A 13,988-nucleotide genomic window follows, 5' to 3' on the forward strand; every position below is an offset into this window, starting at 1 on the left:
CAACGATGGCCATCTACACCAATCCCGAAGACCACGAAAAGATGCGCGTCGCTTCGCGCCTGGCCGCCGAAGTGCTCGACTACATCGCCCCCTACGTGCAGCCGGGCGTGACCACGGAAGAACTCGACCGGCTCTGCCACGACTACATGGTCAACGTCCAGGGCACCATCCCGGCGCCGCTCAACTACACCGGCGGCGGTAGCCGACCCTACCCCAAGTCGATCTGCACCTCGGTCAACCACGTCGTCTGCCACGGCATCCCCGCGCCGAAGAAACTGAAGAAAGGCGACATCCTCAACATCGACATCACCGTCATCAAGGACGGATGGCATGGTGATACCAGCCGCATGTTCATCGTCGGCGGCGAGACGAGCATCCTCGCCAAACGGCTGGTGGAGGTGACGTTCGAGTGCATGTGGCTGGGCATCGCCCAGGTACGCCCCGGCGCGCGCTTGGGCGACATCGGCGCCGCCATCCAGCGCCACGCCGAGCGCCACGGATTTTCCGTGGTGCGCGAATACTGCGGCCATGGCGTGGGGCGCAAGTTCCACGAAGACCCGCAGGTGCTGCACTACGGCAAAGCCGGCACCGGCATCGAACTCAAACCCGGCATGATCTTCACCATCGAGCCGATGATCAACGCCGGACGCGCGGCCACCTCGGTGTTGCCCGACGGTTGGACCGTCATCACCAAGGATCGCAGCCTCTCGGCACAATGGGAACACGCGGTGCTGGTCACCGACACCGGCGTGGAAGTGCTCACCGTCTCGCCTGGCTGTCCGCCGCCACCCGAAATCGTGCGCGAGCGTTTTGACCATGGTTTCATCGGCTGAGAACCTCGCCCCTCTCAAGGATGAACTCGCCAACGGGCGCGAAGCGCTCGCACGCGCCTTTCTCGAATCTACCCTCTCCCCGACGCGTTACCTCGCGCACCATGCGCATCTGGTCGACGAAACCCTGCGTCGCCTGCTCGAAACCCATCCCTTGCCGCGCGGCGCAGCGCTCCTGGCCGTGGGCGGCTACGGCCGCGGCGAACTCTATCCCCACTCCGACATCGACGTCCTCATCCTGCTGGCCCAAACGGCGGATGCCGAAGACGAGGCACGGGTGCACACGCTCGTGGCGGCGCTGTGGGACGTGGGCTTGCAGGTCGGGGCGAGCGTGCGCACGATCGAGCAGTCGCTCGCGCTCGCCGATGAGGACATCACGGTCGCCACGACGCTCCTCGAATCGCGCCTGGTGGCTGGATCGCGCACCCTCCATCGCACGTTCCGCGAACGCTACCGCGCTTGGCTCGATCCGCGCGCCTTCTATGAAGCCAAGCGCCAAGAGCAAGAGCAGCGCCACGCCCGCATGCTCGGCTCGCCCTTCGCGCTCGAGCCCAATTGCAAGGAACACCCCGGCGGATTGCGCGACCTCCAGCTCCTCATCTGGATCGCCCGGGCGCTCGGTTACCGTGGCGGTTGGGCTGCGCTCGCTACCAAAGGGCTGCTCACTGCCGCCGAAGCGCAAGCGCTGTCACACTGCCAGAGCTTTCTCGTCCGCGTACGCATCCACCTGCACCTGCTCGCACGCCGTGCCGAAGATCGTCTGCTGTTCGATCACCAAGAGAAACTCGCACAGTGCTTGGGTATTCCCGGGCGCGAGGGTCGTCGCCCGGCCGAAGTCTTCATGCGGCGCTATTACCTCACCGCCAAACAGGTGCTGCAGGTCAATGCCATCCTCATGGCTACCTTCGCCGAAGCCCTCTTCCCCGAGCGCCAGCGCCTGCCCTTCCCCATCAACGAGCGATTCCAGCAGCGGGGCGACCGGCTCGATGTGGTGAGCGAGGACGTTTTTCTGCGTCACCCCGAGGCACTGCTCGAAGTCTTCCTGCTGCTCGCGCAAAGAAGCGAGCTCACCGACCTCACCGCCCGCACCCTGCGGTTGCTCTGGGCGCACCGCGAGCTCATCGACGAGGCCTATCACCTCGAGCCCCGCCACCAGGCGCTCTTCCTCGACCTCCTGAAACAACGCCGCGGCATCGTGCATGGTCTGCGGCGGATGAATCAGTTCGGCATTCTCTCACGCTACCTCCCTCCCTGGCGGCGCATCATCTGCCAGATGCAGTATGACCTCTACCACGCCTACACCGTCGATACCCACACGCTGATGGTCGTACGCAACTTGCGCTGCTTCACCATGGGAGAGCATGCGCACGAATATCCGGCGATGAATGCGCTGATGTTCGAGTTCGGACAGCCTTGGTTGCTCTACCTCGCCGCGCTTTTCCACGACATCGGCAAAGGACGAGGGGGCGATCACTGCCTCATCGGTGCTCAGGAGGCCGAACGATTCTGCCGCGAACACCGGCTCGCTGCGCCAGAGGCCGAACTCGTCGTCTGGCTCGTGCGCCATCACCTGGACATGTCGCGCACCGCGCAAAAAGAAGACATCAGCGATCCGGAGGTGGTGGCGCGCTTCGCCACGCTCGTGGGGGACGAACGTCGCCTCATCGCCCTCTATCTGCTCACCCACGCCGACATCCGCGGCACCAGTCCGAAAGTGTGGACGCCGTGGAAAGAGCGCTTACTGCAGGATCTGTTCGAGACGACGCGCCGCCATCTGCGCCAGCGCCGCCAGGGCCTCGCGCACGATCCGCTCACCGCCCGGCTCGAAGACGCCCGCCGGCTGCTGCGCTTCTACGGCCTGCGGCCGGAAGCCGAGACCCCTTTCTGGCGCACGCTCGACACCGCCTACTTCCTGCGACACTCCGCCGAAGAGATCGCATGGCATACCCGCATCCTCTACGGCCGTTTCCAACAGGAAGAGCCGGTAGTGCGCGCCCGGCTGCTGCCCGATGCCGGCAGTATCCAGCTCATGGTGTATACCCGCGACGCTCCCGAGCTACTCTTGCGGCTCATCGCCGGTCTCGCCCAGCTGGGGTTGGACGTCTGGGAAGCGAAAATCCACACCACCCATGCCGGCCATGCGCTCGACAGCTTCGTGTTGCAGGCTCCGGACGACCTTCCGGCGCGCGAACTTTTGCCTTTGCTCGAATATGAACTCCCCCGGCGGCTGATGCAGCAAGGCCCCCCGCCGGAGCCCGATCTCGGCGCACGGCGCCTGCCGCGCCTCGTCCGCCATTTCCCTTTCCCGCCCCAAATCCATTTGCGTCCGGACGAGCGCGGCCAGCACTACGTGCTGAGCGTGACCGCCGTCGACCAGCCGGGACTGCTCTACAAGATCGTGCGCACGCTCGCGCGCCACGGCATCGCCATCGACATGGCGCGCATCGATACGCTGGGGGAACGTGCCGAAGACACCTTCCTCATCCGCGGCGGGATTCTCGAAGCACCCGAGCGGCGCAATGCCCTGGTGGCCGAGCTCGCCCGCGCGATCGACCTACCCTCGAACTAGCTCAAGGAACGAAACGATCCCACAGCACCCCGCCCCAAATGAGCACGGCACACAGGATGGTGAGCAGCACCGCCGCACTCCCCAAGTCCTTGGCGCGGCCGGCAAGCGGATGGTGCTGCGGTGAGACGAGGTCACACAGGGATTCCAAGCTGGAATTGAGGACCTCGACGGCGAGCACCGCCAGCGTCGCGGCAAGCAGCAGCCCCCGTTCGGCGGCGCTCCTGCCCAGCCAGAACGCCGCCGGCACGGCACACAGGAAGATGATCACCTCCTGGCGGAATGCGATCTCATGGCGCCAGGCCGCACGCAATCCTTGCCAAGAATAGACGAAGGCGACGAGCGCGTGCCGCCATCCTCCCTCGTTCTTGCGCACGATCCGCCCTCAGCCCACCCGCTCGAAGCGCGCGATCGACTCGACGTGCGCCGTGTGCGGGAACATGTTCGCCACCCCGGCCGATTCCAGCCGATAGCCCTTCTCATGCACCAGCACCGCTGCGTCGCGCGCGAGCGTGGCCGGATTGCACGAGACATAGACGATGCGGCGCGGCCCCCGGGCCGGATCGATCGCCTTGACGAGCTCGATCGCCCCGTCGCGCGGCGGATCCACCAGCCACTTGTCGAAGGCACCGAGCGCGGCGAGGCTGTCGGGCGTGACGGTGAAGAGGTTGGCGGCATCGAACCGGCAACGTTCGGCCAGGCCGTTCGTGTGCGCGTTTTCCAGAGCGCGCGCCACCAGCGCCTCCGAACCCTCGATGCCCAGCACCTGCGCGCCCCGGCGGGCGATCGGCAGGCTGAAGTTCCCCAGCCCGCAGAAGAAATCAGCGATGCGCTCCCCGGCGCGCGGCTCGAGCAGATCGATCGCGCGGCGCACCAGCAAGCGGTTGACGGTCACGTTCACCTGGGTGAAATCGGTGGGCGTGAACCGCAGCGTCAGGCCGAACTCGGGCAACCGGTAGGCCAGAGGCCGCCCCTCGCCGAGAAAGAGCGGGACGATCGAATCCGGCCCCTTCGGCTGCAACCACACCTGCACCCCGTGCTGCGCCCCGAAGGCACGGAGCGCCTCCAAATCGACCGGCAGCAACGGCACCAGATGGCGAAAGACGAGGACGGTGGTCCCGTCGTCCCCCACCGCCACTTCCAGCTGGGGGATGCGGTCGGGGCAAGAAAGCTCACCGATGAGGGTGCGCAGCGTCGGCAGCAACGCCGAGACGTGCGGCGGCAGGATCTCGCAGCGCGTCATGTCGGCGATGTAGCTGCTCTTGCGCTCGCGAAACCCCACGAGCACGCCGCCTTTCTTCGGCACCAAGCGCACCCCGATGCGCGCGCGGCTACGGTAGCCCCAGTAAGGCCCGTGGATCGGTGCGAGCAGCCGGGCGGGACGCACGCGAGCGATGTGCCACAGCGCGTCTTCCAGCACCCGTTGCTTGGCCGCCACCTGTGCCGCCGGTTCGAAGTGTTGCAGGGCGCAGCCGCCGCACACGCCGAAGTGCGGGCAACGCGGCGCGATGCGCTGGCTGGAGGGACGAACCACTCGCGTGAGCCGCCCCAGCTCGTAGCTCGGACGGCGCCGCACTACGGTGAACTCGACCAGCTCGCCGGGCAGCGCCCCTTCGATGAAGACGGCCTTGCCCTCGACGTGCGCCACGCCGCGACCCTCGAGGTCGAGCGATTCGATGCGGACCCGATCCATCGGCCTTACTTCAGCTCTTCGTAGAGCAGCTCGAGGATCTGCTTGGCCGTCTTCGAGGTATCCGGCTGGCTGTCGGGTGTGAGCACCTGCACCACCGCCGTGTCGCCCTGCCCTTGCACGCGCACGCGGTATTGCGAATTCTGCTGCGGCTTGTCGCTGCCCTTCCAGAACGCGAGGCGCGAGAACCACCCTTTGCTCTCGCCGGTATCGACGTCCGGATCGAGGTAGCGCACGGTATAAACTCCCTTCGCCGGATCGCGATCCTCGACGGTGAACCCGATGCGGTCGAGCGCCAGGCCCGTACGCCGCCAGGCCCGGTCGAAGTTGTCGTCGACCACGAGGCGGGCGACGTTGCCGTCGGTCTCGAGTCGCGCGCGCTGGTTGGGCTGGGCCTGCGCCAGCATCTGCTGCGCTTGCTCTTCCTTCACGCCGAGATAGACCATGAGGCGGCGCAGCATCTCGGCTTCGAGATCGGGATCGGGTGGCCGCGGCTGCCAGATCGTGCGATCCTTGGCCTCGCTCGGATAGATTTCCTGCATGCCACGGTGCGAGATGTAGATCTCGATCTCACCGGGACGCTTGCCCGGTTCGATGCGCATGCGGAATTTGTCACGCTCGGGCGTGGAGTAGATACTGTCGACGAGCTTGCCGAGCGTATTGCGGATGAAGTCTTGCGGGATCTTCGCCCGGTTCTCCGCCCAGTCGGTCTCGAGCACGCCGATGTCGGGCCGATCGACTGCCAGCGAAAAACCCATCGTGAGCCAGAAATCCCGCAGTTTCGGCCAAACCGCGTCGGGTGTGCCTTCGACCACGAGCCAGCGCTGTGTGCCGGCGCGCTCGATACGCATGCCCGCCTTCGGCTCGACCAGCACCTCGCGCTGGGAAGCGTCCTTGGGGGCGTTGCGCTCGGCAACGTAGGCCGAAAACGTGGCCCCACCCTTGCCGGCGGTGGTCGGCACGACGAACTTGTCGTCCTTGGCCGGAGAGATGAGATCGGGAGGCACCTCGAGCGGTGCCACCTTCTGCTCACTGCGATAATCGATTTTTTTGCCTTGGAGCAGCTCGCTGCTGCTGCAACCGGAGAGCACGCCGACGGCCGCCAGCGCCGCGAGCGAGCCGGCCAGTTCGCGTGAGAAAAAAGGCTTCATGCAGTCGTTTCCAAGAGATCAAAGCGTGATACCGGCACGCGCCAGGGCAGCGCGCACACGGTCGTGGTAGACGGAAGACAAAGGGGTGAGCGGCAAGCGGATCCCTTCGGCAATTCTCCCCATGCGCGCCAGCGCCCATTTCACCGGAATGGGGTTGGCCTCGCAGAAGAGATCGCGGTGCAGGCCGACCAGCTTCTGGTTGCACTCGCGCGCCCGCACGGCATCGCCCGCCACCGCGGCGGCGCACATTTCGTGCATCAGGCGCGGCGCGACGTTGGCAGTGACCGAAATCGTGCCGTGGCCGCCGAGCAGCATGAACGCCATCGCCGTCATGTCGTCGCCGGAGTAGAGCAGAAACCCCTCGGGCGCCCGATCGATGAGATCGCAGGCGCGATCGAGGCTGCCGGTGGCATCCTTGATGCCGACGATGTTGGGAATCTGCGCCAGACGCAGGATCGTGTCGTTGGCCAGATCGGCCACGGTGCGCCCCGGCACGTTGTAGAGGATCATCGGCAGATCCACCGCCTCGGCGATGGCACGGAAATGCCGGTAGAGGCCCTCCTGCGTCGGACGATTGTAATAGGGCACGACCGAGAGATGCGCCGTGGCCCCGGCCTCCTTCGCCGCCTGGGCGAGGTAGATCGCTTCACGCGTGGCGTTGGCCCCCGTGCCGGCGATGATGGGAATGCGCCCGGCGGCGTGCGCCACGGCCACGCGGATGAGCTCGACGTGCTCTTCGAACGAGACGGTGGGCGATTCGCCGGTGGTGCCGACCACGACGATGGCGTCAGTCCCTTCGGCAATGTGCCAATCGATCAGGGATTTGAATCGCTCCTGGTCGAGGCTGCCGTCTTCGTGCATGGGAGTGACGATGGCGACCAGGGAGCCGGTGATGCGGTTCATGCGAGCGGTTCCTGCAAAAAGTTGCGCAAGATGCGTATTGTACGTCGGAGATTCAGCTTTCCGCGAGGGCCTTGATATGGGCGGCCGCGGAGCGCGCGAGCGAGGAGAGATTGTAGCCACCCTCGAGCGTGGAGACGATACGTCGGTGACCACATTCCTTCGCCAAATCCATGAGTTGTTGTGTCACCCAGAAATAATCGTTCTCCACGAGTCCCAATCCGCCCATGTCGTCTTCGTAATGTGAGTCGAACCCCGCCGAGATGAAGATCATCTGCGGCTGGTGCTCGCGCAAGGCCGGGATCCAGATGTCCCAGACGATTTGACGGAAGGCGTCTCCCCGGGTTCCCGCCGGCACCGGAATGTTGACCATGTGTCTGGGGGGATCCTCGGTGCCGCAATACGGATAAAAGGGGTGCTGGAAAATGCTCACCATCATCGCCCGCGGGTCGTCACGAAAAATGTCTTCCGTCCCGTTGCCATGATGCACGTCGAAATCGACGATGGCCACCCGCTCGAGGCCGTGCGCCTCCAGCGCATGCAGCGCGGCCACGGCCACGTTGTTGAAGAAGCAAAAACCCATCGCCTTGCCGCGTTCGGCGTGGTGGCCGGGCGGACGCACGAGGCAAAAGGCGTTCTCCACTTCCCCCTTCATCACCAAATCGACGGCGAGCACACCGGCGCCGGCCGCGCGCAGCGCCGCGCGCAGGGTGTGCGGATTCATGGCCGTGTCCGGGTCGAGGTGCACCAAGCCCTTCTCCGGAGCACTGGCAATGAGGGCGTCGAGATACTCGGCAGTGTGCGCCCGCAGGAGGTGCTCACGCTCGGCCAAAGGCGCATCGTAATAGACGAGGTACTGGTCGAGGCCGGTGGCGATCAGGCGATCCTGGATCGCCGCCAGCCGCTCGGGACATTCGGGGTGATAGGAACCCATCTCGTGCAAGGCGCAATCGCGATGGGTGATCAGGGCGGTCATCGTCATCGTGGGAATCCCCTCCTTGAGCGGGCGGGCTCCCAGGGCCGTCTCCTCCACTTCGCCCGTCCGTATCGGCTATTATCGGGCCTTTCTTCCTGGCTGACAATCTCCCGCGATGAGCCCTTCATTCGAACGCCTGTGCGCGATCCGCCAGACCCTGGAATCTGTGCTTTTGGGCAAGGAAGCGACGGTCCGTCTGGCCCTTGCCGGTCTGCTTGCCGGCGGCCATCTCCTGCTCGAAGATCTGCCCGGCGTCGGCAAGACGACCCTGGCCCAGGCGCTCGCCCGGGTCTTCGGACTCGACTTCGGCCGCGTGCAGGGGACGAACGACTTGCTGCCGTCCGACCTCCTGGGGCTGTCGATGTATGACGAGGTGCGTCGGGAACTGCGTTTCGTGCCGGGTCCGATCTTCCATCAAGTGCTGCTCGCCGACGAGCTCAACCGCGCCTCGCCCAAGACGCAGAGCGCCCTGCTCGAGGCCATGGCCGAGCGCCAGGTCACCGTCGACGGCATCTCGCATCCCCTGCCCGACCCGTTCTGCGTGATCGCCACGCAGAACCCCCTCGAACAGGTGGGCACTTACCCCTTGCCGGAGAGCGAGCTGGATCGTTTCCTGCTGCGCCTGGAGATCGGCTATCCGCCGCCGGAAGTGGAAAAACGCCTGCTCGCTGGTGAAGGCGGCACTGCCGCATTGGCGGCCCTGCGCCCGTTGGCGGACGCCGCCGAGCTGCGTACCTGGCAAGCCGCCGTGCGTTCCCTGACGGTGCGCGAGGCGCTCCTCGACTACGTGCTCTCGCTCGTACGGGAAACGCGCACGCACCCGGGCGTGCGGCTCGGTTTGAGCCCGCGCGGGGGGCTTGCCCTGCTCGCCGCGGCCCGCGCCCACGCCTTTCTCGCGGGACGCGAGTTTGCCCTGCCCGAAGACGTGCAGGCCGTGTTCGTCGCCGCCACCGCCCATCGTCTGGTACTTCGGGGCGGTGAACGCGAGGCCGCCAAGGAAACGGCGGCCCGCATCCTCGCCGCGGTGCCCGTGCCGTGATCCCGCGTGGCGCCGCGCCCTGGCGGGGATGGCTGGAAAGCTGGCAGCGCCGCCGCGCCGCCGCGCCCGGGGGCACGTTCACCGTCACACACCGCACCCTCTACATTCTTCCCACCGCGGCCGGGGCCAGTTACGCCCTCACCCTGTTCGTGCTCTGGCTGCTCGCCATCAATTATTCGCTCTCACTGGGGCACGCCCTCGTCTTCTGGCTCGCCGCCGTCGCGGTGGTGGCGATCCCGGCCACGGCCGCCACCCTGCGCGGCGTGACGATCGGCGTCGGCGAACCCGGAGCCGCGTTCGCCGGTGCGATCCTGCGCTGGCCGGTGACGCTGCGCTCCGAGGTGGCGCGTTTCCGTCCGTTGGAACTCACGGCCCCTTCATCGCATGCCTGTGCCCTGCTCACCCCCTCCACCGGATCCGTTCGGGCTTTTCTCGAACAACAAGCCGAGCAACGCGGCCTGCAGCGCCTTGGTCGCCTCGTCGTCGCCACGCGCCATCCCTTCGGCTGGTTTCGCGCCTGGACGGTGCTGTGGCCCGCGGCCACGGCTTGGGTCTATCCCCGCCCCGAACCCGAAGCCCCGCCCTGGCCCGCGACCGCGTCTTTGTCCGACGGGACGAATGCGCCTTCGCCGGCCGCTCTCCCCGGAGAGGAAGATTTCACCGATCTCCGCCCCTGGACGGCGGGTGAACCGCTGCGGCGCGTGGTCTGGAAAATCGTCGCCCGCGGGGGGCCACGCATGCTGACCAAGCGGGAAAGTCCGGGCGGAGGTATCGTGTTACTGCGCTGGAGCGACACCGTGGAGGCCGGAGAGACGGAAGCGCGCCTGTCGCGCTTGTGCGCTTGGGTCCTTGCCGCGCATCGCCAGGGCATGGCTTTCGGCGTGGAGTTGCCCGACGGCCTTATACCGCCGGATCGGGGAGAAGTCCATCTGCACGCCGTGCTGCGCCGCCTCGCTCTCTTTCCCCCGGAGGCGGCATGATCCTGCCGGCACCGATCGCACGGCGGTTTCGTGCGCTTTCCCTGCTTACTGGGCCGCTGGCCGGCACGGCCGCCGCCCCGCTCGCCCTCGCCCTCGTGCTCGCCCTGGGGAGTCAGTTCGAGGAATTCCCTCCGGGTATCCAGGCCGGCATCGCCCTCCTTGCCTTCGTCTGGTTCATGCGCCGTCGCCAGGGAGCCGGGGCGCTCACCGGTTGGCGCCTGTGGCTCACGGGCCTGGCCTGCGCGCTCGGCGTACGCTGGCAGTACGGCTACTGGTTCGGCCAGGAACCGGGCGTCGCCCTCGTCGCCCTGCTGGTGTGGCTCAAATGGCTCGAGGCGCGCAGCGAACGGGACGAACGCCTGATCGCCTCGCTCACGCTCTTTCTGCTGACGGCCGTCTTCTTGCGGGGCCAGACGCCGCTGCACGCGCTGGCAGTCTTCGCCGGGGCCGGGCTCACGCTGCTGGCCTGCGCCCGGCTTGCGCTCTCCCCCTTTTCACTCCCGCCCGGCGGTGAGGGCGAGCGCGAAGCCGGCAGGACGATGGTCCGGGCGATTCCGCTCGCATTGCTGCTCTTCATTCTGGTGCCGCGTGTCCCGGGGCCGCTGTGGGGGCTCCCCGCCGACGCTCGCGCCGGTCGCACCGGGATGTCCGAAACGTTGGAAGCCGGCAGCATCGCGAGCCTTGCCCGCTCCGACGAAATCGCCTTCGTCGTCGAAGTTCTCGAGGGAGAACTACCCTCCGCGCGCTACTGGCGCGGCCCGGTGCTCGAAGTCTATGACGGCCGCAGCTGGAAACCCTCCCCCTGGCGCGTGCCGAACCCGGCGCTCGACGCCACGCAGGGGCCGGCTCAGGTGCGCTACCGCAGCCTGCAGGAGCCGTCCGATCTGCCGTGGATATTCACCCTGGAGCGCACCCACGTGCTGCGCGGTGCGGTGGACGTGGAGCGCACTCCGACCGGTTCCTGGCGTGCCCGGCAACCGCTGCTGCAGCGCACGCTCTTCACGGGCGAGGCGCGCTCCGGCGAGCCGCTGCCCGAGACTTTGACGCCGACCGCGATCCGCGCCTTGACCTTCCTGCCGCCGCAGGCGAATCCGCGCACCCGCGAAGCAGGGGAATCCATCGCCCAAGCGCACCTCCAGCCCGAAGCCCGGCTGGAAGCCATCGCCGACTTCTTCCGCAGGCGACAACTGCGCTATACCCTGACCCCTCCGCCCATGGAGCGCGACAGCGCCGACCAGGTGCTCTTCGACACCCGCGCCGGATTCTGCGAGCACTTCGCCGATGCGTTTGCCGTGATGGCTCGAGCCGCGGGAATTCCCGCCCGCATCGTGCTCGGCTATCTCGGAGGGGAACGCAATCCGGCCAACGGTACCTGGGTCATCCGCCAGGCGGATGCCCACTCGTGGGTGGAAGTTTGGCTCGCCCGGAGGGGCTGGGTTCGCGTCGATCCCACCACCTTCGCCCAGCCCGATCGCGCCGAACGTCCCCTGGGAGAAGTACTCGGCGAACGCGAGGGCTTGCCCCTGTTGCTGCGCCCCGAGTGGCGCTGGGCCTGGCGCCTGCGCGCCCAGCTCGAAGCCTGGGAATACGGCTGGAACGTTTGGGTGGCGGGTTTCGACGCCGAACGCCAGCATCGCCTGTGGCAGCGCCTGGGCTGGAGGTCGGATCGCGCCCTAGGCTGGGCGCTCGCCGCCACGGGAATCGCGCTCGCGCTCACCGCCCTGCTCGTCTGGTGGCTGCAGCGCCCGCCGGCACCGCGCGATCCCCTGGAGCGGCAGTGGCGGCGATTCTGCCGTCTGATGGCACGGCACGGCTTGGCGCGCGCCCCCGCGGAGGGACCACTCGACTACGGCCGGCGAGTGATGAACCGTTTCCCGGAAGCACGCGATGCGATCGACGCCGTGATTCGCCCCTATCTCGCGGCCCGCTACGGTGGCCGTCTGGAAGCGGATGAAGCCGCCGCCGCGATGCGACACGCCCTGCGCCGGCTGCGCCGGCGCCTGCGTCAAGAAAAGAGCATCTGACCGTCGAGCCCCGACTCACGCGCCATGCGGCGCAGCCGACGCAGGGATTCGAGCTGGATCTGGCGCACCCGCTCGCGCGTGAGCCCCATCTGATCGGACAGATCTTCGAGCGTGTGGGGCAAGATGCCCCGCAGGCCGTAGCGATGCACGACGACGAAACGATGTTTCGGGGGCAAGGCGTCGAGCCAGCGCTGCACCAACGCCTCGAGTTCGGCGTTGTAGATCTGCTCTTCCGGACTGAGGCTGGACTCATCGGCCACCAATTCGACGAGAGAACGCGCGGTGTCGCGGTCGATCTGCGCATCGAGCGAGGCCGTCGGCTCCAGCAGCGCAAGCAATTCGTGGACTTCCTCGACGGGGCGCCCGAGGCGCTCGGCGAGCGACTGGGGGGTTTCACCGCCGTTTTCCGTGGCTTCCGCCCGACGCGCGTGATAGAGCCGGTTGATGCGTTTCATCACGTGGATCGGCAGGCGGATCGTGCGCCCCTGGTTCATGATCGCCCGCTCGATGTTCTGCCGGATCCACCACGTGGCGTAGGTAGAAAAACGGAACCCTCGGGAAGGGTCGAACTTCTCCAGCGCGTGCATCAACCCCAAGTTGCCCTCCTCGATCAGGTCGAGGAAAGGCAGTCCGCGGTGCTGGTAGTGCTTGGCAATGCTCACCACCAGGCGAAGGTTGCGCTCGATCATCGTGCGGCGCGCCTGCTCGTCCCCTTCCTTGGCGAGCTGCGCGAGCCGCCGCTCTTCCTCGGCTGAGAGCAAGGGAAAGCTGCCGATCTCGTTGAGATAGCGCTGCGTGACGTCCGAGAAGAGCTCATCGTCGACGGCCGCCTCTTCGTCGAAGGCGGCGATCTCCGGCGGCACCTCCTCGTCGGCGCTGCCCTCGTCGTCCCACCACGTCAGCTCCCCGCCAACGGGAATCTCCCCGACTCCGGTGACATCTTCCTCCTCCATGGCATCGCGCCTCCTCAGCGTGGCGGTAAGAGTTTGAGCGGATCGATGGCCTGTCCGGCCTTGCGGATCTGGAAATGCAATTTGGGTTGCTTCACGTCCTTGCCGGTCTGACCCATGGCCGCAATCACCTCGCCGCGCTTGACCTGCTGGCCTTCCTTGACGAGGACCTTGCTGTTGTGGGCGTACACCGAAACGTAATCGTTGGGATGCTGGATGATGACGATGAGCCCGTAGCCCTCGATCCCCTCGCCGGTATAGGAAACCGTGCCATCGAGGGCCGCGCGCACCGGATCGCCCACTTTGCCACCGATGTCGATCCCCTTGACGGTCGTGCCGTTGAATCGGGTGAGAATCTGCCCGTCGGCCGGCCACTGCCAGCCCTCGCTCGCGGCCGCCGGCGCTTTGTCCTCGGCTTTCGGTGCGACGGGTGCAGGGGTCGCTTCCGCCCCCGTGCGTCCTCCCTTTGGCGAGGTGACCACCGGCGCCGCGCTCACCGCTTCGGGCCCGCCTTCAACCGGTACCGGCACCACCTGCACCCCCGCCCCCGGGCTCGCCACCGCCGCGGCTCCCTCGCGGATCTTCAGACGCTGACCGACGACGATGCGGTTCGGATCGGAGAGCTGGTTGAGGGAGATCAGCTCTTCCGTCGTCACGCCGTATTGCCGCGCGATGCCACGCAAGGTCTCGCCCGGCTGCACGACGTGGTAGACCGGCCCGGAGGCCGCCTCCGGCGCCTTCGCGGCCGGCGTCGACGCGGTCGATGGGCTTCCCGTGGAACGGTCGGCCACCGGCGCCTTGACCGCGCTCGAACAGCCAGCCAGAACCACCGTCCACCCCAAGAGGAACGCCACGCGGCGGTTCCACACGTTCGTCATCTCA

The 13,988-nt window shown here is 67.0% G+C and carries 12 protein-coding genes; 5 read left to right on the plus strand and 7 right to left on the minus strand.

The window, feature by feature from the left end; translation table 11 throughout:
• The first annotated feature begins 5 nt into the window (after window positions 1–5).
• Complete coding sequence (map, locus tag H607_RS0103560; protein ID WP_028874292.1) at window positions 6–833, plus strand: type I methionyl aminopeptidase; 828 nt, start codon at window positions 6–8, stop codon at window positions 831–833.
• Window positions 817–3,399, plus strand: a complete 2,583-nt coding sequence (locus H607_RS11575; RefSeq protein WP_051240616.1) for a [protein-PII] uridylyltransferase — start codon at window positions 817–819, stop codon at window positions 3,397–3,399. Before map ends, H607_RS11575 begins: the two co-directional genes overlap by 17 nt.
• A gap of 1 nt (window position 3,400) precedes the next feature.
• On the opposite strand, the gene H607_RS0103570 is transcribed toward H607_RS11575, so the two are convergent.
• The 5 genes from H607_RS0103570 to H607_RS0103590 are packed head-to-tail and all read right to left on the minus strand — an operon-like array spanning window position 3,401 to window position 8,119.
• Complete coding sequence (locus tag H607_RS0103570; RefSeq protein WP_028874293.1) at window positions 3,401–3,772, minus strand: diacylglycerol kinase; 372 nt, start codon at window positions 3,770–3,772, stop codon at window positions 3,401–3,403.
• Between the two features lie 9 nt (window positions 3,773–3,781).
• Window positions 3,782–5,089, minus strand: coding sequence for a 23S rRNA (uracil(1939)-C(5))-methyltransferase RlmD (gene rlmD / locus H607_RS0103575; RefSeq protein ID WP_028874294.1), 1,308 nt, complete (start codon window positions 5,087–5,089; stop codon window positions 3,782–3,784).
• 5 nt (window positions 5,090–5,094) lie between these two features.
• Window positions 5,095–6,237, minus strand: a complete 1,143-nt coding sequence (gene bamC / locus H607_RS0103580; protein ID WP_028874295.1) for an outer membrane protein assembly factor BamC — start codon at window positions 6,235–6,237, stop codon at window positions 5,095–5,097.
• An 18-nt stretch (window positions 6,238–6,255) separates the two neighbouring features.
• A complete protein-coding gene (dapA, locus tag H607_RS0103585; protein ID WP_028874296.1) occupies window positions 6,256–7,140 on the minus strand; it encodes a 4-hydroxy-tetrahydrodipicolinate synthase in 885 nt (294 codons plus the stop codon).
• Window positions 7,141–7,192: 52 nt separating this feature from the next.
• Window positions 7,193–8,119 (minus strand): arginase family protein, encoded by a 927-nt coding sequence (locus tag H607_RS0103590; protein ID WP_028874297.1) that lies wholly within the window; start codon window positions 8,117–8,119, stop codon window positions 7,193–7,195.
• A 109-nt stretch (window positions 8,120–8,228) separates the two neighbouring features.
• Here H607_RS0103590 and H607_RS0103595 point away from each other — a divergent pair, with 109 nt between their 5' ends.
• The 3 genes from H607_RS0103595 to H607_RS11585 are packed head-to-tail and all read left to right on the plus strand — an operon-like array spanning window position 8,229 to window position 12,156.
• Window positions 8,229–9,152, plus strand: a complete 924-nt coding sequence (locus tag H607_RS0103595; protein ID WP_028874298.1) for an AAA family ATPase — start codon at window positions 8,229–8,231, stop codon at window positions 9,150–9,152.
• Window positions 9,149–10,132, plus strand: a complete 984-nt coding sequence (locus tag H607_RS11580) for a DUF58 domain-containing protein (RefSeq protein ID WP_051240617.1) — start codon at window positions 9,149–9,151, stop codon at window positions 10,130–10,132. The genes H607_RS0103595 and H607_RS11580 overlap by 4 nt, the downstream gene beginning before the upstream one ends.
• Complete coding sequence (locus H607_RS11585; RefSeq protein ID WP_051240618.1) at window positions 10,129–12,156, plus strand: transglutaminase TgpA family protein; 2,028 nt, start codon at window positions 10,129–10,131, stop codon at window positions 12,154–12,156. Before H607_RS11580 ends, H607_RS11585 begins: the two co-directional genes overlap by 4 nt.
• Here H607_RS11585 and rpoS read toward each other — a convergent pair.
• Both rpoS and H607_RS0103615 read right to left on the minus strand, forming a co-directional pair.
• Window positions 12,138–13,109 (minus strand): RNA polymerase sigma factor RpoS, encoded by a 972-nt coding sequence (rpoS, locus tag H607_RS0103610; RefSeq protein ID WP_083961919.1) that lies wholly within the window; start codon window positions 13,107–13,109, stop codon window positions 12,138–12,140. The genes H607_RS11585 and rpoS overlap by 19 nt on opposite strands.
• Window positions 13,110–13,123: 14 nt before the next feature.
• Window positions 13,124–13,984 (minus strand): peptidoglycan DD-metalloendopeptidase family protein, encoded by an 861-nt coding sequence (locus H607_RS0103615; protein WP_051240619.1) that lies wholly within the window; start codon window positions 13,982–13,984, stop codon window positions 13,124–13,126.
• Window positions 13,985–13,988: the final 4 nt, after the last annotated feature.

Origin of the sequence: Tepidiphilus margaritifer DSM 15129 (assembly GCF_000425565.1) — a bacterium.
GTDB lineage: Bacteria > Pseudomonadota > Gammaproteobacteria > Burkholderiales > Rhodocyclaceae > Tepidiphilus > Tepidiphilus margaritifer.